Source organism: Saprospira grandis DSM 2844 (assembly GCF_000275825.1).
Lineage (GTDB): Bacteria > Bacteroidota > Bacteroidia > Chitinophagales > Saprospiraceae > Saprospira > Saprospira grandis_A.
In genome coordinates, this window is sequence record NZ_JH719942.1 from 1,507,494 (window position 1) to 1,531,454 (window position 23,961).

13 protein-coding genes are annotated in these 23,961 nt (G+C 48.1%); 10 read left to right on the forward strand and 3 right to left on the reverse strand.

Translation table 11 applies throughout. The features are described 5' to 3' along the window. The first annotated feature begins 141 nt into the window (after positions 1-141). From SAPGRDRAFT_RS06880 to SAPGRDRAFT_RS06930, 10 genes are all read left to right on the forward strand, one after another. Positions 142-1,542, forward strand: a complete 1,401-nt coding sequence (locus tag SAPGRDRAFT_RS06880) for a T9SS type A sorting domain-containing protein (protein WP_002658264.1) — start codon at positions 142-144, stop codon at positions 1,540-1,542. Between the two features lie 373 nt (positions 1,543-1,915). Next, complete coding sequence (locus SAPGRDRAFT_RS06890) at positions 1,916-4,435, forward strand: hypothetical protein (protein ID WP_002658265.1); 2,520 nt, start codon at positions 1,916-1,918, stop codon at positions 4,433-4,435. A gap of 133 nt (positions 4,436-4,568) precedes the next feature. Next, a complete protein-coding gene (locus SAPGRDRAFT_RS06895) occupies positions 4,569-6,209 on the forward strand; it encodes a tetratricopeptide repeat protein (protein WP_002658267.1) in 1,641 nt (546 codons plus the stop codon). 198 nt (positions 6,210-6,407) lie between these two features. After that, on the forward strand, positions 6,408-7,526 hold the full coding sequence (locus tag SAPGRDRAFT_RS06900) for a hypothetical protein (protein ID WP_002658269.1): 1,119 nt from the start codon (positions 6,408-6,410) through the stop codon (positions 7,524-7,526). Between the two features lie 160 nt (positions 7,527-7,686). Next, positions 7,687-9,690 carry a membrane protein insertase YidC gene (gene yidC, locus SAPGRDRAFT_RS06905; RefSeq protein WP_002658271.1) on the forward strand — a complete coding sequence of 668 codons (2,004 nt, stop codon included), beginning with the start codon at positions 7,687-7,689 and terminating at the stop codon, positions 9,688-9,690. Between the two features lie 283 nt (positions 9,691-9,973). Further along, positions 9,974-11,455 carry an LptF/LptG family permease gene (locus SAPGRDRAFT_RS06910; RefSeq protein ID WP_002658273.1) on the forward strand — a complete coding sequence of 494 codons (1,482 nt, stop codon included), beginning with the start codon at positions 9,974-9,976 and terminating at the stop codon, positions 11,453-11,455. A gap of 1 nt (position 11,456) precedes the next feature. Then, positions 11,457-12,125 (forward strand): phosphatase PAP2 family protein, encoded by a 669-nt coding sequence (locus SAPGRDRAFT_RS06915; RefSeq protein ID WP_002658274.1) that lies wholly within the window; start codon positions 11,457-11,459, stop codon positions 12,123-12,125. A gap of 29 nt (positions 12,126-12,154) precedes the next feature. Further along, a complete protein-coding gene (locus SAPGRDRAFT_RS06920) occupies positions 12,155-13,612 on the forward strand; it encodes a pyridoxal phosphate-dependent decarboxylase family protein (RefSeq protein WP_002658275.1) in 1,458 nt (485 codons plus the stop codon). Between the two features lie 176 nt (positions 13,613-13,788). Further along, on the forward strand, positions 13,789-14,397 hold the full coding sequence (locus tag SAPGRDRAFT_RS06925; protein WP_002658277.1) for a DUF4240 domain-containing protein: 609 nt from the start codon (positions 13,789-13,791) through the stop codon (positions 14,395-14,397). A gap of 11 nt (positions 14,398-14,408) precedes the next feature. Continuing rightward, positions 14,409-15,938 carry a leucine-rich repeat domain-containing protein gene (locus SAPGRDRAFT_RS06930; RefSeq protein WP_002658278.1) on the forward strand — a complete coding sequence of 510 codons (1,530 nt, stop codon included), beginning with the start codon at positions 14,409-14,411 and terminating at the stop codon, positions 15,936-15,938. Between the two features lie 181 nt (positions 15,939-16,119). On the opposite strand, the gene SAPGRDRAFT_RS06935 is transcribed toward SAPGRDRAFT_RS06930, so the two are convergent. From SAPGRDRAFT_RS06935 to SAPGRDRAFT_RS06950, 3 genes are all read right to left on the reverse strand, one after another. After that, positions 16,120-17,319 carry a class I SAM-dependent methyltransferase gene (locus SAPGRDRAFT_RS06935; protein WP_002658280.1) on the reverse strand — a complete coding sequence of 400 codons (1,200 nt, stop codon included), beginning with the start codon at positions 17,317-17,319 and terminating at the stop codon, positions 16,120-16,122. Between the two features lie 296 nt (positions 17,320-17,615). After that, the gene (locus SAPGRDRAFT_RS06940; protein ID WP_002658283.1) at positions 17,616-19,094 is read right to left on the reverse strand and encodes a cryptochrome/photolyase family protein; all 1,479 of its coding nucleotides are present in this window, start codon (positions 19,092-19,094) and stop codon (positions 17,616-17,618) included. Between the two features lie 276 nt (positions 19,095-19,370). Next, positions 19,371-23,258, reverse strand: coding sequence for a reprolysin-like metallopeptidase (locus SAPGRDRAFT_RS06950; protein WP_037349915.1), 3,888 nt, complete (start codon positions 23,256-23,258; stop codon positions 19,371-19,373). Positions 23,259-23,961 lie beyond the last annotated feature (703 nt).

A 23,961-nucleotide genomic window follows, 5' to 3' on the forward strand; every position in this document is an offset into this window, starting at 1 on the left:
CGCTACGTTACAGGGCTCGCAGGTCTGCTCGGCCCTTCAGCGCTAAAGCGCTTCGGTCTGGCCTGCGGCCCCCCTTCCACATCGCTAGGCCGATTAGCTCCCGGCCCATATATTTAGCTAATCAATTAAACTATTATAATTATGCGTCAATTTTCTTTTTTCGCACTCTTGCTACTCCTTTGTAGCCAATACAGCTGGGCCCAATGCCCCAACTGTACCGTCAACCTACCACAAATGCCCGCCGATACGGTCTATTTGGACAGCATCCCCAACGCGATGCAAAATAGCGCTTATCAGGAAGTCATTAACTTCCGTTTGCCTTATACCACCACGCCCCTAGTGGCCCTAGATTCTACGATTCCTTCTGGAATCAACCTCTCTGGTTTTCAGATTGTAGGCGTTTCTGGCCTTCCTCTGGGCATGAATTTCTTATTTGACCGCCCACTTCCTGCCGTTTATGATGAGGATAGCCCCGATACCCGCGATGGTTGTGTTACGCTTTGTGGTACGCCCCTACAAGCCGATACCTTTACTGTGGTTATTTCGGTATTGGCCGAAACAGGCATCTTGCCTCCCCAACCCGCAGATATTCCCCTTACTTTTGTGGTAGACCCCGACACTTCTGCAGGCTTTACGCTTACGCCTAATATGGGTTGTGCCCCTCTAGAGGTCAATTTTACCAATAGTGTTCAAGTAGACCCCAACTTTAACCAAGCCGCTACTTATAGCTGGGACTTTGGCAATGGCCAAAGCAGCACAGATGAAAACCCTGCGGCAATCACTTATGCCGATAGTGGTACTTATGCCATTACTCAAGAGGCTATTATTAGTACAACAGAGTACTTTACCTACCTTAGCGGAATCACAATTACCGCCGCTAGTTGTCAAGATGCACTTGGCGATCCTGAAATCTTTTTAACGGTACAGGGCAGCCAGTCAGGTATTGATACCATTACAGGCGGCGGAGCGACCAATGTTCCCTCTAGTCAATTGCCTTTGGCTTTTAGCTTTGGGCAAGATATTCCCTTAATTTCTGGGACTCGCTACACCATTGATGTAGATGAGGATGACTCTTTTACTGCTCAGTTTCCCTCTATTCAGGATTGTGGCCTAGTTGACTTTGCGGCAGATACTGCGGCTAGTGTATTCAGCCTAACAGATGGTGCTCTTGAATTGACCGTTAACTTGAGCTACGACACCTTGGTAACTTATGATACGGTGAGCACAACAGAATATGTAGTGGTTCAGAACTGTACTTCTGTAGAGGAGGTAGAGCAAATTTTGGCTAGCTTTAAGGTCTATCCCAACCCCAGCCAAGGTCTACTTCATGTAGCCTTTGAGGTGCCTGGCCAAGAACAGGCGAGCAGCAGCCTTCGTTTGGTAGATCTATTGGGCCGTGAGCTCTTGTTCCTGCCCTTGGGCCAAAGAACTGGCGCACAAACGCAAAGCCTAGATCTTTCTGCTTATCCAGCGGGCATCTATAACCTACAATTGCAAATTGGCGATCGTCAGGTATATCGCAAAATCCAGTTGATGGACTAAGCGATAGCAAGATGTAAAAAGAGAAGGCCCAAACTAGTTATTCTAGTTTGGGCCTTTTTGCGTTGGGCAGGCGGCGAAGCCGCCGCAAAGGAGCGCAGCGACGCGGCTGAGGGGCTGTAGCAGGGCCGCCGAAGGCGGCAGACCAAAGCGCCTTTGGCGCTGCAGGGCCGAGCAGACCTGCGAGCTGCGCAATGGCCCGACCCGACCAAAGGGAGGGGCAGCCCCAAAATAACAGCTGTAAAAAAATGTACCCAAATGTTGGATTTTATTTGCGGCCCTGAAAACTTATCCTTATAATTGTATAAATAACAGTTATAAAACTACGTATTTTAGCTTAAAATAGGCTAAACTGCATTAAAGTCATCAGCCAATTATGAATCCAAAAGAAAGAAAGCGGCTTATTGCCAAGCTAAAGCAGATGCTGGATCATTTTAAGGAAAATCCATTTTTAGCGCTTATGTATCCTGGCTTAAAGGAGCAAATCAAGGAATTGGAGCAGGAGCTAGTCTATAGCCAAGTAGAGAAAAAGGACAAAGGAGGATTGTTTAACGGTAAAGCCTTGGCTCGTTTTCGGGAGTATGTCTCTGCGATTGAGGGTTTAGTTTTGAGTTTTAAGGAAGCTGGAACGGATTTCGGCTCGGAAGATTTTTTGCCTGCCAGATCTTGGGAAGATGGAAAAAGCCAGATCATGGCCAACATTCCCGCTGATGTAGACAGGGCATTTCAGCCTGCGAGAGAGGCCATTCAGCAGACCGTTGATCGTTTATCGGGGCCGGTTAATTTGGCAGATCTAAGCTCATCGATAAAGCAGGCGGTAGAAGCGGCTTATTCGGATCTAGATTTTTCGAATCTTAAGAATACGACGAGTTTGAAGGCGGTTCGCAAATTGGATATTCCGGTCTTAACTCATTTTCTAGACAACAAGAGTCGTTATAAGGTAGCGCCTAGCTGCGGCTTAAATGCCCAAGCCCTATTTGGTAGTCTTAAAGCTTTGCTTAAGGATAATAATGCTATGACGGTTACGGAACTGCATGCAGACTTGCGTACAGTAGTTCAAAACTGGTGGGGAGAGCTAACAAATTTAAAGTCTTCTCAATATGCCAAAGTGCCTGTAGATGGGCCAAAGATCATTACTGCACTATGCGCTGCGGTGACCTCCTTGGGGAATCACCCTATAGCAAACAATTTTGCCGAGGACTTGGGCAGCCTACTTCAGGCCGCTAATCAGCAATCACCTTTAATTTGGGAGAACTTCATTGCTGCGATTCTCTCTTCTTCTACAGATGAGTTGGTGTATCAAATGGCGAGTCCAGAGGAATTGCAAGATATCCAACAAACTACCTTTTTTAGTGACCGATTGGGCCGCCTGCAATTAGCAGATATTTTTGAGCAGGCCATAGATAAGAGCTCGCCTTATTATACTGCTGCGCAGTCTGGTTTTGACTCAAGCTTAAGTGTAAAATTAAATCACTGGAAAACTACTTTAGAACTAGCCTTGGGAAGTAGTGCAGATGCGGTCTTGCTATTGGATGGGGCTGATTTCAGTGCAAATTTATTCAAGACCTTTATTGCAAACAAGGTAGATAAGCGTTTTGAGGCTATTCGGCAGCAAATCATGGCTATCCCTATTGAGGACATTGTATTGAGTGGGCATAAGGATCTGGGGATTTTTAATGCTCAATGGATAAGCGTTTGGAGCAACAGCATTAAGAATTTGGACCTAAGCAGCATTAGTAGTTTGGAGGATATTCCCAAGAAAGTGGCTCTTTTTGAAAACTGGCAGCAATTTTTGCCCAATGATCAGGTTGTGGCGACAGCTTTATACTCGGCTATTTCCAACAAGCAAGATCTGGCTTTAGAAGCTGTAGGCAAGGTGAACCAAAAGGTGAATCATCTGCAGCAGAACCAGCAGCAAATGAAGGCCAAGCAAGATGCAATTTTGCAAAAGCAAGAAGACATTGCAGCACAACAGCGGCAAACAGCCGAAGATATTCAGGGCATCAAGAAAGAGATCAAGGAAATCAAGGGGAGCATTAAGGAAATGCAAGCTCAGATTGGCAGCCTACTCGATCAATCGATTGAAGCGGCCAAGGCCGAGAGAGTTGACATTGATAAATTGGTAAATCCGGAAGAGCTATTTAAGAACATAGCGCGGCCAGACTCGGCGATAGAAGCCAAACTCAAGGAGGTGGTCAATGAATACCTTGCGACAAAAACAGCCGATTTAGCGTACAAGCAAAATCTAGGAGAGGTGGGGACGCCTCCTATTAGCTACATGGGGCTTGTTACGGGAAACATCAGCGTTGAGGGATGCTTTTCGGCCAAGCTGAAGGCTGCCATGGCCAAAAACAGTCCATTAAACATAACGCTTTCGGGCCAGGCTGAATCTGAGCTCAGTCTTAACCTCAATCTGAATGTGGCCCAAATACCACTTACCAAATACAGTCTGGCAAAAGCTACACTCTCTGGCCATTTAAATCTGGCGGGCAAAGTCATTGCGGGTTTAACGATCACGGAAGTGACCCAAATGGTTGGGCGCGTCCAGGCGGGTTTGGTCTTATCAACCAATGCGACCTTGACCTTTTCCATTGCCGACAAGTGGCAGGTTTACGAATATACCAGCAGCAGTTTGAATCTACTGGTAGCTCGTACCCCTGTTTATCAGGCGAGTTTTAACATCAAAAATCTGAAGTTTAGCTGTAGCAGCCCAGAAGGGGGCTATCAGCTTAAGATGCACCCTGACTTAAAAGTCGCACTCAGCACAGCGGCCAATGCCCTTAAGCAGGCATCTACCTATGTCGGACATAGCATGCTTAATTTTGCCAAAAAGAAAATTAAGGCCTATGGGGATCTCATTGTAAGTGCTTGGAACAAGCTCCCCTCTTTTAGCTAAAAAAATTAATCAAGAGTTAGGGCTTGGCCCCTTCGCATTAGTTTTCAATCTCCTATTTGGGTTATTGACTAGCGGACTAATGTCTGTGGCCAGGCTACTTCCTCCTTTTTTATTCATTATTTAAACCCTACCCATGACAAAAGTAGAATTAGAATTGGCCTTGGCCCAAGCCATGATGAGCCAACCGCCTCAGTTATCTTTGGCGGAAGAGCTGGCCCAACAGGCCCTTAATGACTTCCCCAATGAGCCCTTTGGCTATCAGTATCTTATTGAGCTGGGGCAAAATCGCAAATATCCGCCCTATCAGATGTTAGAAGACTGTCGGATTAAGCTATATCAGTTGGAGCTAGAGCCTTTGGAGCAGCTTTTTCAGTTGGCTGCGCTTAAATGGCAACAATCGGACTTTGATGCGGCCCTCTTGATTTACCAGCAAATTTTGGAAAAAGACCCTCAGTATGTTGCGGCTCTATTGGGAGCGGGACAATACTTTTTGCAGATTAAGGAGGAGGCTCAAAAGGCCCTACACTTCTTTTATTTGGCCCTAGAAATAGAACTGAGCTACGAGGCTATGCGGGCCACGGCTCAGGCTCATTTTGCATTAGAGGAATATCAACGAGTGATTTTGTTTTTAGAAAAACTCCCGCTTCGAGAAGAAATAGATGCGGAAGTCCTGCGTCTACTAGCAGAGAGTCATGAAGCTTTGTCTCAATTTGACAAGGCCCTAGAACAATGGAAAGCGCTCTGCTTGGCTTTTCCGGAAGATGGCCGCTACTATCAGAGTGCTGCTTGTTTATTGATTCAGGAAAAGCGATATGTCTCTGCCCTACAGCATAGTCAGCAAGCGATGGACTTGCTTGGAGAAGAGCAGCTAAGCGATACTTTTCTGGAGGCTGCTTATCGACTTTATATGACTACGGGATTGCCTGCCAAGGCCATTGAGGTCATGCAGCAGCTTTTGCTGCGTTTTGAGGGGGCTCTGATTTATGAGCTGCAGTTATTGCAGGCCGAGCGAGCCGATAATCATGCTCGTTTTCCTAGCCATTTGGCAAAGCTCAAGCAGCTAGACAATCCTTGGATTTTTAACAACTGCTTGTTAGAAGAGGCGCTTTACCTCTTGCAGCAGGGCAAAATGGCCGAAGCGGAAGCGCAGCTATTTGGCATGCTAGAGCAAGAAGGGCAGGGCAGTTTGGCCAGCTATGGCTTGGGCATTTTGGAGCAAAAGCGAGAAAACTGGGATGCGGCTTTTTATTATTTGCATCAGGCGCAGGAGCATGAAGAAGAGCGGGCGGCAGAGCAGATTGCCTACTACTTTGGGAGCTACTTAAAGGAGAAAGCCCAAAAGATCATGGCGGAAAGAGCGGAGGAGATGAAAGCACTTTTGTCTTTAGATCGCTTTGCTGGCGTTCCTCGAAAAGCCTGGCAATTTAGCCGATTGAAGGAGGAGCCCCAAGAAGAGGGACATCCTACAGAAGAGCGCCTTGAACGTTTGGAAAAGCAACAACTCTATTTTGGTCCAAAGGCTGGTATCTGGAGAAATGAACAGGGCCATTACATTCGCTTTGCCTATGCTTTGGTTGCGCAGCAAGCGCCCGATGTTTTGGATATTCAGCTCTATCCGCTTAATGGCTTAACGCCTTTAAATTGCCGCCTAGCCTTGAGAGAGGGCGAGCTACTTTGTTGTATAGAGCTACAACCCATTATGGTTTACCGGGAAGAAGACTCTCTAAAACCTAGGCTAATTGATGCTTTGAGCCAAATTGGCTCGGCAAATTAGTCCTTTTTGGAGTTAGAAGGCGCGAAGCGCCTTGGCTGAGGGATGGTAGGGGGTGGCCGCAGGCCAGACCGAGCTTTTTTGAGCAAAGCGAAAAAAGCGATGGGCCGAGCGAAGAGCGAGCCCCCGCACAGCCCGACCCGGCCAAAGGCCGGGGCAGCCCCAAACTAATAAATTTACCTACAATCAAAATAACCCAAGATGAATAAGATTTTTTTGTTTAACCTATTGATCAGTTTACTATTTATGCAAGCCGCAGAGGCCCAATTGCTCAATCGGGTAAAGCGGGGCGAAAAGGCGGCTATTGTTCCAGATGCGCCCACAGTAGCAGAAGCTCGTTTGATGAGCAAAGAAGAGCGCTCGGATTTATATGCCAAGATATACCCTTTGCGGACAGATAGTGCGGCCTACTTTATAGAGGGGCTTGATTTGGGGGTACATATGGCGAATGGGAGTAAAGTAAAGCTAGCGGCGGCTGTTGCTAGCGGCAATCGTTTTGTACTACCCTTAGAGGGCTTTGCGATCTTTCATTTGACCGAAATTGGGTCGATAAAAGGCGATGAATATGTAGAATTTTATAGTCAGGCCAAGGATATTATTCCAGAAGGCAGCCTCCTTTTATCGGTAAACTGTCCTAAAACCAGCGTGTATAAAAATGGGCAAGAAGCCTATAGCTTATATGATGAAAAAGTGGAGCGTCGGATGTTGCAACTGGCCGATGGGCAATATATTTTATATAGTTTTAAGGAAGATGAGCAGGATTATAGCGAGGCGTTAAATGTGCTGGCGGTATTGGGTAAGGACAAGGCGGCGGCGCAGCAATTTTATGCTGATGGTCGGGCCGAGGCTATTGTTAAAGAAATTCTGGAAAAGAGAGACCAAAAAGTAAAAGCCTACCATGATGAGGTAGCGGCTCGGCATGCAGCGGCCAAAAAAGAGCGTTTTGAGCGGGCTAGTTCGGTTCGTTTTCCGGCCAAAGGGAAAGGCCAGCTACCGAAATCGGTTCGGGAGAAATGTTTGAACCAACTAATTTCCATTAGCAATAATGGCGGCTACGATATTGGCCCCCTACTCTACTTTCATATTACCGATGATGATTTTAGTGTTCAGCGACATAAAAACGGATACATTCTCTATCGTTATTGGCGGGGGGCAATGGCCACCGATGAAAAAGAGGAAGGCCTGGCTCGAATTATCAAGTTTGAGCTTAGACAGCAGTATTTGGGCGATGGAAACTATAGTAAAGAAGTGGGTATAGCCTTGATTCGTTACTATGAGCGCAATTATATGCTGGAGAAAAATATCCCTTTTCGGCGATAATCGATAGCTAAAAAAGCCCAATTTACCGAATAAGATTCTCCTAAAAAGGAAGCAGCCTCCTGAATTACGTATAGAATTCCCTATCTTTGCAGCCAATTTATAGTCTGAAAGAACGTATAGGTCCTATTGACCTACAATTGAATAACTTACAATTAAAATAATGGGAAATTCTAGGAGTACAGTCATTGGTTTTGCGCTGCTCTTTCTGCTTTGGATGGGTTATGTTTGGGTAAACAGCCCTTCTCAGGCCGAAATAGAAGCGGCTGCACAGGAGAAGAAGCGCCTTGATGATAGCACCGCCATGGCTGACAGTCTACAATTGGTACAGGCACAAGCTATGCAAGCCGCCAAAGCGCAAGCTAGCAGCAAAAAGGATGAAATTCTGGCCGATAGCAGCCTGAGCCAAACGAAAAAGGATAGCTTAATTGCTCAACTACCAACGGCCCCTCAGGCTAGCTCTTTGGAAAAAGAGCTTTTTGGTCCTTTTGCCGCTGCGGCTAGCTGCCAAGGCGAATTGCAAACCCTTGAAAATGACAAAATCAAAGTTACTTTCAATACCAAAGGGGGGCGCATTGTAGATGTAGAGCTAAAAGAGTTTAAGGGCTACGACCATGAAACAGCCGATAGCCGCGATAAAAAAGCCCTACACCTACTCAATAATGCCAAAGATCGCTTTAGCTATTTTATTCCTTTGGCCAATGTAGGCAAAGGCGGTATTGAAACCCAAGATCTCTGCTTTCAGGCAGAAGCAAAGGGGAATGTGCTCATTTTTAGAGCTTATGCCACCAACGATAAGGAGTTTATTGAACAACGCTACGAAATTGGCGAATCGGGCTATTTGCTCAATTATGATTTTGCCCTTCAAGGACTCGATCGCTATATCCCTAAAACGGCCAATAGCATCCCCTTTAGCTGGCAAAGTAACCTCAATAAAATTGAGAAAAACCCCAGCTACGAACGCCGTATGTCTTCTATCCACTTTAAGGAGGCAGAAAGCAGCCCTAGCTATTGTACCTGCGGTTCTGATGCCGAGGAAACCCTAGAAAATGACATTCAGTGGGTGAGCCATGCACAACAGTTCTTTAGTAGCTCACTCATTATTGACGGCAGCAACAAACCCAAAAGTGGCCAATTGCAAACCTTCATGATGCCCGATGATTCGGCGCATTTGAAAAGCTTGACCACTCGCCTAAACTTCCCCCTCGCCAATGCCAATGACCTAGTCTATAATATGCGCATCTATCTTGGCCCCAACGATTATGACGGCCTAAGTAGCATTGATGTAGGATTGGAGCGAATTATTCCCTTCGGCTGGAGCATCTTCGGCTTTATTAGCCGACATGTCATCCGCCCCCTATTTAATTTCCTCGCCTCTTTTATTCCTAGCTACGGACTCATTATCATCATCCTGACGCTACTCATCAGAGGCCTGATGTTCCCACTTCAATACAAAATGCTCAAGTCGAGCGTGAAAATGAGTATCCTCCGCCCTCGCCTGAGTAAGCTCAAAGAGAAGTATAAGGATGATGCACAAGGCATGCAGATGGAACAAATGAAAATCTATCAGCAATATGGCGTTAGCCCCTTGGGCGGATGCTTGCCGATGGTCCTCACTATGCCAATCTGGATCGCCCTCTACCGCTTTTTCCCGGCCTCTATCGAGTTCCGCCAAAAAAGCTTCCTCTGGGCCGATGACCTCGTTAGCTACGACTCGATTTTCGACTTTGGCTACATCCCCTTCATCTATGACTTTTATGGCGATCACGTGAGCCTCTTCACCCTCCTTTGGTGTGTGTCTATGTTTGCTTACCTCACCTACAATGGCCGCCAACAAATGGACATGATGGCAGATAACCCCAATGCCAAAATGATGAAGTATATGCAGTATGCCTTCCCCGTCATCTTCTTCTTTGCCCTCAATAGCTGGGCAGCAGGCCTTACTTGCTACATGCTCTTCTCTAACCTCTTTAACATTGGCCAAACCTTCTTGGTGAAATCCGTCCTTCTCGATAAGGATAAACTAGCCGCCGAAATGGAACAGCAACGCCAAGATCGCGAAGCTAACCCCAAAAAGAAATCCGGCTGGCAAGCTCGCTATCAAGATATGATGGAGCAACAACGCCAAATGCTAGAAGAACAAAAGAAGAATAAAAAGAAGAAATAATTTATTTTTGCCCCTGAATCCTTTTTCAGGGGCTTTTTTTGTCCCTTTCCCTCCTGTTTTTCGTCCAATTAGATACTGAGCTGCTGTATCTTTTGGGGCCTCCGCTGCGGCTTCGCCTTGCGGCGCTACGCTACAGGGCTCGCAGGTCTGCTCGGCCCTTCGCAGGCTTCGCCTGCTCGGTCTGGCCTAACGGCCACCCCTCCGCATCGCTAGGCCTGCGGCCCTATCGGGCCTGCAAACCGCAAAAAGGACCTCTTTTCGTCTTGCACTTAACTTTGCCACTGTGAAAAAACTCGATAAACTCTTAGTCATTAGCTTTCTCCCCCCTCTAATCATTTGGTTTTTGGTGGCCGTCTTTATCTTCAATATGCAGTTCCTCTGGAAGTATGTAGATGATATTGTCGGTAAGGGACTAGAGGTGTACATTATTCTCGAACTGCTCTTTTATCAAGCCCTCGCTATGGTCCCTCAAGCCCTCGTCTTTGGAGTGGTCATTGCCTCGGTCATGACCATGGGCAACCTCTCTGAACACTATGAGCTGGCCAGCATGAAATCCGCAGGAATTTCTCTTATGAGAATCCTTAGACCTCTCTTTTTCTTTGTGCTACTGCTCGGAGGCGCCTCCTACTTTTTCTCCAATGTGATTATTCCCGTTACCGCCCTGCAATTTAAAACTCGGCTCTACGATATCCGAAAACAACGACCCGCCCTCGATCTGCAAGTGGGCCAATTCAATAATGATTTTCGGAATATGACGATTTATATTGGCGGAAAAAATGGCAACCAGCTCGAAAATATGCGCATCTACGACCATAGCGAGCAAAGAGGAAATAGCAGCCAAACCAATGCCCACTTTGGCCAACTTAGCCTCTCTAAAGATAAACGCTACCTGCTCCTAGAACTAGAAGACGGCAAACGCTTTGAAGAAATGCAACAGGGCCTCGATAAAAAGACCAGCTTCTACCCTTTTATGCGGATGAATTTTAAAAGCTATCGCTCTGTTTTTGACCTCTCCGAATTTGATTTTTCTGAAACCGATAAGGACCTTTTTAAAAATCATTATTCCCTGCTCAATAGTAAACAACTCCTCAATGGAATTGACTCTATTCTAAGTAAAAGAGCCCGACGCCTGCAGGAGCTACAACGCAATACCGATAACTTCTTTTACTTCCGAAAAATGGGCGGCTCAACAGTGGATAGCCTAGGCAAACGGCCCGATAAACAATATATTCCCTTTACTCATTTGGCCCAAGCGCAGCCCTTGGCAGGCTCCAAAAACTGGAAAAGCATTGTGGAGCAAACTCCAAAAATGGACCGACATGCCATTTACCAGAGGGCCCAAAGTTTTGCCCGAAATATTAAAACGCAGGCTCAAAATATTAACCGGGGCCTCCCTCACTATGAAGAAGATGTGGCCGAGCATGAAAATGAACTGCATAAAAAAATCATTTTTGCCCTAGCCTGTGTACTCTTTCTCTTTGTCGGCGCTCCAATGGGGGCCATTATCAAAAAAGGAGGCTTTGGTTGGCCCATTTTTGTGGCCTTTGTCTTTTTTATGACCTTTTTTGTCCTCCATCTCACCGGAGAACGCTTGGCCAAAAAACTCGTTTGGCCCTGTTGGGCCGGCTCTTGGCTGCCTATTTTGGTTTTACTACCTCTAGCTATTTTACTCTCTAGAGCCGCATTAAGAGATGCTCAACTGATTAGCTTCTCTAGCATTTGGAACAGTATTAAACGTTTTTTACCACAAAAGAAAAAGGCCTAATATGCAAGGATTTTGGACCTTTTGGCAAAAGCATCAGCTTTATCTTCATCTGATGCTTTGGCCCATTTTATTGGGCTGGATTCCGGCCCTACTCTTTGATAAAGGAGATGGCGTTCACTTCTTTTTAGATTTTAGAGGACCAAAACTCAACCTCTTTTTTAGACTCTTCACACAAGCCACCGAAGGCTTTACCCTCCTCTTTTGTTTTGGCGCCCTGCTGTTTATTCGTCTGCGCTACAGCCTACTTTTTGTATTGGGGACCGGCCTAAGTTTGGTCCTGAGTCAGGGACTTAAACTCTTTTTTCAGTTTCCTCGCCCTCAACCCTATTTCCTACATTTTAGGGGCGAACTACTAGCTGCTATAGAACATCTACCTCAAAAAACGAGCTGGGTATCGAGCTTTCCTTCTGGCCATAGCATGGTTTCGGCCTGCTTGTTTGGCTTATTGGCCCTTTGGAGCCCTCGGCCCATTATGCAGGTGTTTTTTGCCCTAATTGCCTTAGGGGTCGCCTTTTCTAGAGTATATTTGGGCCAGCATTTTTTGCAAGATATATTAAGCGGTTGTGCTTGGGGGAGTTTACTGGCGGGCCTGATTCACTACTTTAGCCAAGATTGGTCAAAAACAGGAGGCCCAATGATCCAACTCCGATTTCCTTTTAGAAAAAACTAAGCAACAGCCTTCAGTTAAAAAAATGATTCATGGACCTTTTAGCAGAAATTAAAGCGCTAGAGCAACAAGCTCGGCAGCTAGAGCCCAATGCCCAAGAGCGGCAGAAATACTGGACCGCCGTACAAGATTATGCAGAAGATTTCCTGGAGCAAATAGAGGAGATTCCAGCCTATGTAGAAAGCGAAAAAAAGGGCCAGGAGCTGCTTGATGCAGAGATTGGTCCGGCCCGTTCGCTAAAAGAGCTTTTGGCCCTTATGGGGCAAGCCCTAGATAAGCCGGGGCTGAATCCAGCTTCGGGCGGGCACCTAGGTTATATTCCGGGCGGGGGGCTCTACCCATCGGCCCTAGGCGACTTTCTAGCTGCGGTTTTCAACCGTTATGCGGGGGTGTTCTATGGCTCGCCGGGGGCCGTGCGCATGGAAAACCAGCTATTAAAGTGGTTGGCTAAACGCCTTAACTTTCCGGATACCGCCGCTGGAAACCTTTGTTCGGGAGGGTCTATTGCCAACCAAATTGCCATTGGTTGTGCTCGGGATGCGGCCCAACTAAAAGCGAGAGACTTTGAGCGGGCCGTAATTTACAGCAGCAAGCAGGTGCACCATTGCGTGCATAAATCCATCAATATGGTGGGTTTGCGAGAGGCGCAAATCCGTTATATTCCGATGGATGAGCGTTTTCGGATGCGGGCCGATATTTTGGTCCAACAAATTGCGAAAGATAGAGCGGAGGGCCTTATTCCCTTTATGGTGATTTGTTCGGCGGGGACCACCGACAGCGGAGCGATAGACCCATTGGAGCAAATTGCCGACTGCTGTGCGGCTGAAGACATCTGGATGCATGTAGATGCTGCTTATGGTGGTTTTTTCTACTTAGTCGATGAGCTTCGCCCTAGTTTTAAGGGCTTGGAGCGGGCCGATTCTTTGGCCATAGACCCGCATAAAGGATTATTTTTGCCTTATGGCACGGGGGCGGTCTTGGTTCGGGATGGGCAACAACTCTTTGCGTCGCAGCATTTAGAGGCCAGTTATTTACAGGATGCCTATTTAGATACCGAAGAAGTATCGCCTGCGGATCTATCGCCAGAGCTGACCAAACACTTTAGGGGCTTGCGGATGTGGTTGCCCTTACAACTTTTTGGCCTTGCCCCTTTTGTTGCGGCCTTGACAGAAAAGCGGCGATTGACCCAATATTTTTATCAGAAGATACAGGAATTGGGCTTTGAAGTAGGTCCTCCTCCCCAGCTCAGCGTTATGTTATACCGTTATTGTCCCAAAAGCGGGGAGCACAACAGCTTTAATTTAGCTTTGGTCAAAAAAGTGCGGCAAGATGGTCGAGTTTTCTTATCTTCCACAACGATAGAGGGGCAAGTATACCTTCGTTTGGCGGTCCTTTCTTTTAGGACCCATTTGCAGACCATAGACAACTGTTTGCAAGTATTAGCAGAGGCCAAGGTCGCCTTATTGGCTAGTGGAGAATGGTCCGATTAGGCGGCGAAGCCGCCCTGGCCCGCAGGGGCAGAACGGCCTAGCGATGTGTAGGGGTGGCCCTTAGGCCAGACCGAGCTGGCAAAGCCAGCGAAGGGCCGAGCGAATAGCGAGCCCCGAAACGTAGCGCCCGCCGCAGGCGGGAGGCCCCAAAAGAACAACAGCATAAAACAACAGCTATGATAGAAAGAGATTTTTGGCTCCTGATAGATGCCGTCAAGCAGGCAGCGGGAGATGATCAGCAGAAGTATGTCACTTTATTGGAAAAGCGATTGGAGGCGATGACCTCGGATAGTATTCGGCGGCATGCGGTTTATTTGATGCAGCTTTTGCAGCAGAGCAGTACTGAAGAAGTTTGGGCGGCGCATTACTTAATCAATGGAGGATATGAAGAGTGGGGATTTGAGGATTTTCGGTATTGGTTAGTGGCCCAAGGGAAGCAATATTTTTATGATTGTTTGGCCAATCCGGCAGAATTTCTTTGCGAGCGGGTCAATATTGAGGAAGGCGAGAACCCAGAGCTCAGTTTTTATGAATTTTGGTCGGCCTTTAAGACCGCCTATGAGCGGAAGAGTCAGCGCAACCTCTGCCACACCCATGACTGGCTTAGAGAGTATGAAAAAGTGCAGCAAGCTGAATTTAGCTTAGAAGAGAAAATGCGTCCATTGGCGCAAGAATATAAACTACGGAGGCGTTACCCTGCTTTATTTAAGAAGTTTTTTCAGCACTTCTACTATCGTTTACAGAAGTACCAAGAGCAGCAATCTCCATCTACAGAACCCGCTTAATTGTTCCATCTATGCTTAGTCGATACGAACTTCAGTTGGCCGAACTCCTGGCCCAAAAGAGCCTTAAAAAACTAGATGCCAGCCGAAAAGGCTTGCAAGAGCTGCCCAGAGAGATTGGGCGTTCTAAGGGCATGAAACAGCTCAATATAGAAGACAACCGCTTGAAAGACCTTCCTGACAGCCTTGCTAATTTGGGGCAATTGGAGTGGTTAGACATTTCGGACAATCGTCTATCGCCCTTACCCAAGGTGCTATTTCAGCTTCGGAAACTGAATTGGTTGGACCTATCGAACAATGGCTTGAGCGAGTTGGGGGAAGAATTGGCGGCTTGGGAAGAGCTCATGCGTTTGGATCTAAAAAACAATCAATTGCAAGAACTGCCTAATAACTTTGGGCAACTCAAGGCCCTGCGCAAACTGCTATTGGAGCGCAACCAATTATCGGCCTTGCCGGCTAGTTTTGGGCAATTGCAGCAACTGCAGCAGCTTGATTTATCGGAAAATGCCTTCACTCAACTGCCAGAAGAAATTGGGCAGCTCAAGGCCCTCAAGCAGCTCAGCATTAGTGCCAACCCCATGCCTCAGTTAGCTAAAGTATTGGGCCAGCTCTCCAATTTGGAAGAGCTACAGGCCGAAGGCTTGGGCCTAGAAGAAGTTCCTGAGGAAATTGGGCAACTCAATAACTTGCAGAGCCTATTTTTGGGCTACAATCGCTTAAAAAGCTTAGCCGCCAACTTGGGCAGTTGTTCGGCTTTGGAGCAGCTTGATTTGGGGAACAACCGCTTAGAAAAGCTGCCCCTGAACCTGGCCCGTTGTCAGCAGCTTAAAGTCTTGAACTTAGAAGACAACCCCTTGGGAGAACTGCCCTTATTTTTGCAGGAAATTCAGGCCCTAGAGGAATTGGATATGAGCAACTGTAATTTGGTCAATTTGGGGGCAGGTTTAAGCTTGCCCGCCCTACATTGGTTAGACCTATCGGCTAATCAGCTGCGGGATTTGCCTAGTAACTTTGGGCAATTGACGGCCTTGAGTTGGTTAGACCTTAGAGACAACCAACTGCAAAAATGGCCCAAGGCCTTGGAAGAGCTCAGCCAGATTCGGCAGCTTCTTTTGGCGGGGAACTTCCTTCGTCAGATTAACCTCAGTGAGCTAGATTGGCCAGAACTGGAGGAATTGGACCTTAGTAAAAATGAATTGACCGAATTATCGGGGCAATGGGATAAGCTGCCTCAATTGCGCCAACTCAATCTAGAAAAGAATCAATTGGCCCAATTGCCAGAAGACTGGCAGCCCTTGAGTAATTTGGAAGAACTGGATCTATCAGACAATCAGCTAGATAGCTTGCCCCAGAGCTTGGGAAAATTGGATCAGATTCAGTGGCTAGACCTTAGAAACAACCAGTTTACTGAGTTTCCTCAGGCCCTGCTGCCTTTAGTGGGCCAGTTGCAGGCCCTTTACTTGAGCGAAAACAACTGGAGTGAGTCGGCCTTGGCCCTTTGGAAAACTCATTTTGAGGAAGTCATTGTAGACCTAGAGCTATAGGCCTTTTGCCTAATTTGGCCCTTTAGGCCTTTCACTAGTAAAAAAAGGATGCCCTTGCCCTATCTTTGTTATGCAATCGGGAGGGAACACCTCCTTAAATTGCACTTCAATTAAGTTTGGGGTAAATCATGGGGATTACAGAGCAGCAGCCTTGGGGAAGGTTGCTGCTCATTTTTTATGCCTATACCAAAGCAACCCCTAGGCGTTTGGCCAATTCTTGTTCCTTGATGCCAAATTCGGCAGCTAATGTCTGAAGCTCGACCAAAATGCGGTCCTGCTCCTCCCTTTCTATTCCCTGCGGGCGTTTTTGGGCCGCCAACATCAGGTTTTTGGCGGTATGCTGGCCCGAAATAAACTCAAAGGCCTTAGCCTGATAGCCCTGATGCTCTAATAATAAGGCCCGGATGCTATCGGTTAATAACTCGGCTTGCCGCTCCTGAAAAATGCCCTGTTTGAGCGGAAAGCGCCATTGTGGAGCCACCGCCTGAATCTGTTGGCGAACCTCTTTATGGCAACAGGGTGCCACCACTAATAGCTCGGCCCCTTGCAAAAGACCCTTATGCAGCGCATAATCTGTAGCGAGATTACAAGCATGCAAGGCAATTAAAACATCTATTTTTAGCTCCTTGGGAAAATCGGCAATATCCATAGCCATAAAGCGGATATTTTGCTGCCAGCCTAGTGTATGGCTCAACTGCTGGCAAAACTCCACTAGTTCGGGCCGAAGCTCTACCCCCAACAGCTCCACGTCTTGGCCTTGCTGCATCAAAAAATCGACTAAGGCAAAACTGAGGTAGCCCTTACCGCTGCCCATATCAACAATGCGCAAGCTTTCTTTTTGGCCCAGTAGCTTAGTTTGTTCCAATTGGGCCTGCATGATTTCTACATACTTATTGATCTGCCGAAACTTATCTTGCTGCTTGTCCTTCACCCGCCCCTTAGCATCCGTAATGCCCAAGGCCTGCAAAAAAGGCCGATCGGCAGTAATGAGATATTGCTTTTTGCGGTTGTGGCTGAGCGGAGCGGGAGCGGCCTCTTTGGCCATTTTTTTCCGTTGCAAACGGGCCTTTCCTCTGCGGTTAAAGAGCAGTTGAACCTCTTCAGTGGTCGTTTTCATATAGGCGGCTTTATAATCTTTTAGCCAAGCTTGCAACTTCGGCTCTAGTTCTGCCAATAGATAATTTTGCACCTTATCTTGCCTGGCGTAACGGTAGGTGGCTTGCAAGGCCAAACCTTTTTTTAGGGCAATCGGGCGGCCCAAAATCTTCTGGGCGCAGCCTTCTGGCCCCTTACTTAAGCTCAGTTTGATTAGGTTTTTTTGGGCCAAAGCCGCTGAGAGCAATTGTATAAATTGCTGGATGGCAGTATCTTTTTCAGACATAAATTTTCCTCTGATGCAAAAACTAAAGAATAACAGACTACCCAATTTGAGCAGCGGCCTCAAAATACTAATTTTATTAGTGGTTTTTTGACCCTTTTGTTTTGGGGCTGCCCCGCCCTGCGGGCGGGTCGGGCTGTGTCGGGGCTCGCAGGTCTGCTCGGCCCTGCGGGGCTTTCGCTTCGCTTCAGCCCCTTGGTCTGCGGCTGCGCCGCCCCCCTATCCATCCCTCAGCCTGCGGCCCTAACGGGCCTGTAGACCGCAGAAAGAAAGAACGGCCTCAAACTATAAACTACGGCCTAATTGCTAGTGGCCCAGAGTTGAGCCAGCCAATCCTCGGCAATAGTAAGATGCTTGGCCTGTTTTTCTGGGCTCATTTTATCCCAAAGGCGGACCATCATCGCCATCCGATAATTTTTTAAGAAGACCGCTCTATGCTTTTGAATGAAGCGCCAGTAGAGGCCGTCCCAAATGGCCATCCAATCCCCTTTGGGAAAGTCGCTCATTTTACGGATATAATTGGAGCCCGAAATATAGGGTTTGCTACAAATGAGGCCTCCATCGGCAAACTGGCTCATACCGTAAATATTGGGGACCATCACCCAATCGTAGGCATCTATATAGTGTTCCATAAACCAGCGATAGACCTCATCGGGATGAATTTCGCAGAGGAGAAAGCAGTTGCCCAAAAGCATAAGGCGTTCTATATGGTGGTTGTAGGCCCTAGATTTCAGCTTTTGAATAGCATGGTCCAAGGGCAGCAGGCCGGTTTTTCCGCTATAAAAAACAGCGGGCATAGGGCGTTTGGGAAAGCCCCAAAAGTTGGCCGTTCGCTCTTTGCGGCCTTCTCGCTCATAGATGCCTCGCATATATTCTCTCCAGCCCATTATTTGCCGAATGAAACCCTCTAAGGAGTTGAGTGGGAAATTTTCTTCTTCATGGGCGGAGAGTGCCGCCGAAACTACCTCTTGGGGAGAAAGCAGGCCCAAATTGATATAAGGGCTTAGCATAGAATGAAAGAGTTGGCTACCTCTTCGGCTGATGGCATCTTCATAGGGACCAAAAAGGGCCATGCGATCTTTTAGGAAAAGGGCCAGGGCTCGTCTGGCCTCGCTCCTTGTTGTGGCATAGCAAAAGGGCTCGGCCTTCCCTAGGTTTTGACCAAAATATTGCTTCACATAAGCTTTGGCCTCGGCCAGATAGTTGTCTTCTAGGGCTTGGTACTCTGGGGGAAGGGTTTGTTTGGCGGGCAGTTTTTTTCTATTCTCTGCATCAAGGTTCCATTTTTCGCCCCAGGGCTTGCCCTCGGCATCCAACATGATGTTCCATTCTTTGCGCAAATTGATATAGAAATCATTCATAAAATAGCGCTTTCCGAAGGCGGTATCTAGAGCCTTGAGCGAGAGCATAAAATTGGGGTTTTCAAATATCTTGAGCTGAACACCTGCGGTTTTGGCCCCTTCTTTTAGCCTTTGCAGCAGCCAGTCGTCGCTAGGGTGGCTAAATTGGAGCTGGCTGCCTTTGGGCCAATTTTGCTTGCTCAGCCAGTCTCCAATATGGTCCAACTCAAAGGCTTGGATATAGTGGAGCTGATGCCCCTGCGCCCGAAGCTCATCGGCATAGGCGCGCATACTGGCCCGATGCAAAATGAGCTTTTGCTTATGAAAATTATACTGTTTGAAAAAGAGCGGCAGCTCTATTAGATAGACCTGCTCTACCCCAGCTAGGGCGGCGGGCTGCTCATATAGTTGGTGCGGAAAAACGAGAGCTATTTTCATCTTTTTGTTTGCCTTAACAGTTTCTCTGGGCTTTTGTTTGCCTCCTTCGGCGGCCGAAGCGGAGCGCTATGCCTTAGTAGAACCGATGAGCGGCCCAGCGCTGCGCAGCCGTGGCCCGCAGGGCCAGACCAAAGCCGCCGCAGGCGGCTGCAGGGCCGAGCAGACCTGCGAGCGGCGAAGCATAGCGGCGGCCAGCAAAGCTGGCCGCGGGCCCCAAAAAAACATCGCCTGTCTTCTGATGAAAACAGGCGATGAATAAGCATTAAGCCGACTGAATTAGCGATGAATAATCAATTTGCGGCTCTGTTGTTTTTGGTCCAATTGCAGACGCAAATAGTAGACGCCAGCGGGCAGATCGCGGAGGTCAATTTGCTGCTGCCAGTTTTGCGTTACGGTATATTGGCGCAACTGCTGGCCCAAAGTATTGACCAAAGAAAGCTGGGCCTGTTCTGCCTGCTGCTCCAACTGCAACTGCACAAAGCAAGTTTGGCTGGCGGGATTGGGGAATACCTCAAACAAGCCAAGGCCATCAATCGCCTCCACCGCCGTGGGTTGGATACAGAAAGCGCGGCTGGTAGAATCGGTAAAATTGGCGCCCATTTCGGCCAAGACGGTAGCTGCGGTATCAGTGAGCAGAAAGTTTCCAGTATTCTGCCCGTCATTCAAACCATCTCCATAACTATCATAGATAATGAAGGTATAGCAACCTTCGGGCAGACAATTGGGCAAGCTAAAGGTTTGGTTGGCCGTACCATCCTGATAAGGGCCACCGCTAGCAATAGGAAAGTTCTGAGCATTGAGGATCTCCCAAGTTGTTTCGCTACCAAAGTTATCCGTGGTAATGGCTACGGTCACATCTTGGCCCGGACTTACATAGGTAAAGCTAGTGGCAGCTGTATTATTGCTCAAATCGCCATCGGTTTGTCCGTTAGGCGCTGTTAGCTCGACACTATAACTGTGTGTTCCTGCAGCTACGCTAATCTGCGGCAGGCTCACTGTAGTTGTGGCGTTGGTGGCGAGGGTACCGCTCCAGTTGAAGCTTTGCGGGCTGCCGCCATCTAGCGTATAGTTAATCGTTAGGCTAGTTAGAGTGCTAGCGCCAAAGTTGGCAATTTCGATTTCGGGAACAAAATCGCCTTGATTACAATAGCGGCCCGAAAGGTTAGTAATGTCTAAAAGAGCGGCATCATTGGCATTGCTAGGCGCGGCTACACAAACCTGTAGTCCCCAGCTATCTAGGCTTCCGCCGTCTTGGTTGGCCCCATCCGAAACGCTGAGGGTCCAGGTTCCTGCAGGGTTTTGGCCATTGAAAACAGACAAAAGGTCCTCGGCCTGATAAGTTCCTCCTCCAACAGGCGGACAAGGCAATTGGCTGCTGGCTGCAGCATCATCAAAATTGACATCAAAGTCATCATCTCCACCACAAATTTGGGCAAAAAGCGTAGCGCTACTATTGCTCGGGCTGTTCAACACAAAGGTCAAATCAGAAACCCAAGAGTGCGTACCCGTCAAGTTCACCACATTCAAATCAATGATGCTTCCCGCATTGGGGATATTGATATTGGAGCTAATAGTGGGCGCTCCTGAAGCTGGAATAGCGATGGGTAGATCGGCGGCGGCATAAATATTACAGTCGGCTGTAGTAAACTCAAAGACCGCAGAATTTGGCGAATTGCTACAGGCATTGCTCGCCGATACTCGCCAGTAATAAGTGGTATTAGAGCTCAGGTTGCCAGAGGTATAGCTAGGGCTGCTGAGGTTGCTGGCCGACTCTACAATATTTGTAAAGTTAGCATCTGTAGCGATCTCGATGCCGAAACTTTGGCCGGCGCTACTGCTGGCGGTCCAGCTAAAGTTAGCGGGACTAATCACGCCCTGGGCTTGGTTGGCGGGCAGTTGGGGCGTAGGCGCGGCCAAACTACCATCCAAAACAGAAAGCATCAAGTTGAGGCTTTGCGTATCCGAAGCATTCTGAGCAATGAGGTTAAGGCTATAGTCTCCAGCTGCCGCATTGCCCAAAGTAATAGCTAAAGTAGTGGTATCGCTGGGCGTAATATTGGTATTTCCAAAGCTAGCCATAGCTCCTGTGGGGAGGCCCGTTAGGCTAAGTTGAACGGGGTCTGTATAGCCCAAAAGTCCAGTTACCGTAATAAAATAGCTGCCGTTGCTATTGGGGCAGCCCGCTAGGCTATCCATAGCTACCGAGAGGTTGTAGCCAAAGCTAGCGCCTGTAATTTCAAAATCATTATCTGAAATATCAAAGAAGTTCCCTCCGCTAGCTCTAACCATAATGCGGCAAGTGCTAGAGGGAGTATTGGGGACCGTAATCACTTCGGAGCCGTCATTGGGAGTAGCTGTAGCGAGTACAGTAGGATAGGTCAAGCCACCATCGGTAGACAATAAAATATCGACTAGCGTACAGTTTATGGGCGCATTATTCGTATTAGCCACATCCCATTGCACGGTTTCTGGGGTGGTGCCGATCCAGCTAATGCCAGTAGCCGAAGGGTAGTTAATGATAAAAGGGCCAGAGTTAGCATCTACATTGACCGGAAGGTCTACATGATCGGTACAGCCGCCTCCGCTTGCATTATCGCGCACTGTTAGTCGGAAATTATAGCTTCTAGATACAGAAGAAAGGACCTCCCAAGTTGGGCTGATGCCTGCGCTTAGGTCGGCCAAATTGGGAAAATAGCGAGTAGGATTACTGCTTGGCGAAATCGAACGGAAGCTAGGCCCTACCGTAGCAGTAGGTAGAGGGGGCATAGTGGCCGTTTGGTTATCCATTTGCTCCCAGCAATAGGTCAATACATCGGCGGTGTCTTGGTCCTGGGCATCTGCAGTGAGGAAGAAAGGCGTATTGGCTGGAATCACTAGGGTGTTTGTACTATTATTGACCACTGGCGAATTATTGGCCAGGGGGGTTGTTATGGGACAGCTATGTCCGCTACTTGTAATAAAGGCCCCCATTTCTTCTAAGGATACCCCATGAAAATGGTCGTCGCTGTTGTTTTGCACATTGGGTGCACAAATGCCTGCATAGCCCATAATGGTCGAGGCGCTGCCAGGCTCCATGGCCGTGGCGCCATTGCGGTTACAAGCATTGTTTTGGGTATGGTTGGCCCCAAACTGATGCCCCATTTCATGGGCCACATAGTCAATATCAAAGGGATCGCCAACAGGGTTAGCGCTACCGGTCACGCCACCAGCCTTATTATTATTACAGACCGATTGTAGGTAGGCCACTCCCCCACCGCCAGTAGAAAACACATGGCCAATATCGTAGTTGGCCGTACCAATAGAATCATCGCAGATCGTCTGGTTTTCGCCCAGCATGGCCCCACCGCTAGCATTGCTATAGGGGTCGGTATTGCCATTGGTATAAATGATTTTGTAGTTATCGGCCACAATGACCATCCGAACGGCCAAATCTCTTTCATAGACGGCATTCACACGGTTCATAGACACCAGCTGAGCGGCCAAGGCATCGGCCACGGTTCCCCCATGAAACTGGGTATATTCGCCAGTGGCGGCTAGGGCCAGGCGGTAGGTCCGTAGCTCACAGCTGCCAAAAGACTTAGGCAAAAGTGGCCGCTTATTCGTTTGGCCTTTGCTCATAGGCGTTTCGGTTTGGCAGCTAAAATTCTTGGCTACCGTAGAGCGGAAATCGCTGCGGTAATAGACCTGATAATAGCGTTTGTCTCCCTTAAAATAGACAGGGTCAATAAAGATAGTGGGCCCATCGGCCTGCAAAATCATGGCATGAAAGCCCTCGGGCGTGAGGTCAAAGCGAAGCGATTTACTGGGGTCCGTCACCCCTCGCCCATTAAAGGTTTGGATATCGGGAAAACGCTCCGATAGGGCCGCTTCCATAATCGGCGACTCCTGTATATCAAAACTCTGCATACTGCCATCGGGCATCGGCAGGCTGATGAGGGTCTGGCTCATTTGCGCAATAGGCGTAAACTCCATAGGAGCCGCATCTAGGAGCTGCTGCAATTGGTCCAAATCTAATTGATAATAAGCTGCGGCCTGCGGCTGAATATAACGAACACCCAAAACGGGAATGCTCGCCTCTGTTTGGCTTTGCCAAAGCTCTTGCCCCTGAGCCCATAAGCCCGTCAGCATCAAACAGCTAAGAAAAATAGTGGATAAAATGCGCATAATCATTGTTTTTCGGTTGATGATAGCGCAATTTACAAACAATAATTTGCCTGCTTCAAGTTTACAGATATTTTATTTTGAGTTCAAATCTGGTATTTTAGGCCTTGGGGCGTTACTCCTTTTAGTCGTCGAAGACGCCCTAAAGGGCTTGTTGTGGCCGCTCGCTGTTGTTTTGGGGCCTCAGCTGCGGCTTCGCCTTGCGGCGCTACGGTTACTCCCTTTGGTCGTCGAACTGCGGACTAAAGTCCTTGTTGTTAGGGCTCGCAGGTCTGCTCGGCCCTGCGTCGCCTTCGGCTCCTTGGTCTGGCCTGACGGCCACCCCGCCGCATCGGTAGGCCGTTTGGCCTTCGGCCATAGCTGCAGGTTGAAACCCGCAGCCAGATTAGGACCCAATCAGCTAGCTCTTTATCGCCCCTTGGCCTGCAGCTTAAAAGCCGCAGGTCCTGAAAAACCCAAGCCCCTGCCTTCTATCACCAAAGCAGGGGCTTTTAAGCTCTTGCAGCGAGAAAGATGATGGCCCAACAAGATTGGCTGCGGCCTTTAGACTGCAGATAGCGGCGAAGCCGCCATAGCCAAAGGCCAAACAGCCCATCAATACCTTTTTGCCCTATTCTGCAACTGCAGAACGACATATTCCATTTAGAGGAAGCTATTCGGGGGACTGTTCGGGGTTTTGTGTATCCGAATAAAATTTGGGCCGTTA

Bases quoted from the DNA above. Each gene is read 5' to 3' on its own strand.
- SAPGRDRAFT_RS06880 (WP_002658264.1), top strand. From the start codon at position 142: ATGCGTCAATTTTCTTTTTTCGCACTCTTGCTACTCCTTTGTAGCCAA.
- SAPGRDRAFT_RS06890 (WP_002658265.1), top strand. From the start codon at position 1,916: ATGAATCCAAAAGAAAGAAAGCGGCTTATTGCCAAGCTAAAGCAGATG.
- SAPGRDRAFT_RS06895 (WP_002658267.1), top strand. From the start codon at position 4,569: ATGACAAAAGTAGAATTAGAATTGGCCTTGGCCCAAGCCATGATGAGC.
- SAPGRDRAFT_RS06900 (WP_002658269.1), top strand. From the start codon at position 6,408: ATGAATAAGATTTTTTTGTTTAACCTATTGATCAGTTTACTATTTATG.
- yidC (WP_002658271.1), top strand. From the start codon at position 7,687: ATGGGAAATTCTAGGAGTACAGTCATTGGTTTTGCGCTGCTCTTTCTG.
- SAPGRDRAFT_RS06915 (WP_002658274.1), top strand. From the start codon at position 11,457: ATGCAAGGATTTTGGACCTTTTGGCAAAAGCATCAGCTTTATCTTCAT.
- SAPGRDRAFT_RS06920 (WP_002658275.1), top strand. From the start codon at position 12,155: ATGGACCTTTTAGCAGAAATTAAAGCGCTAGAGCAACAAGCTCGGCAG.
- SAPGRDRAFT_RS06925 (WP_002658277.1), top strand. From the start codon at position 13,789: ATGATAGAAAGAGATTTTTGGCTCCTGATAGATGCCGTCAAGCAGGCA.
- SAPGRDRAFT_RS06930 (WP_002658278.1), top strand. From the start codon at position 14,409: ATGCTTAGTCGATACGAACTTCAGTTGGCCGAACTCCTGGCCCAAAAG.
- SAPGRDRAFT_RS06935 (WP_002658280.1), bottom strand. From the start codon at position 17,319: ATGTCTGAAAAAGATACTGCCATCCAGCAATTTATACAATTGCTCTCA.
- SAPGRDRAFT_RS06940 (WP_002658283.1), bottom strand. From the start codon at position 19,094: ATGAAAATAGCTCTCGTTTTTCCGCACCAACTATATGAGCAGCCCGCC.
- SAPGRDRAFT_RS06950 (WP_037349915.1), bottom strand. From the start codon at position 23,258: ATGCGCATTTTATCCACTATTTTTCTTAGCTGTTTGATGCTGACGGGC.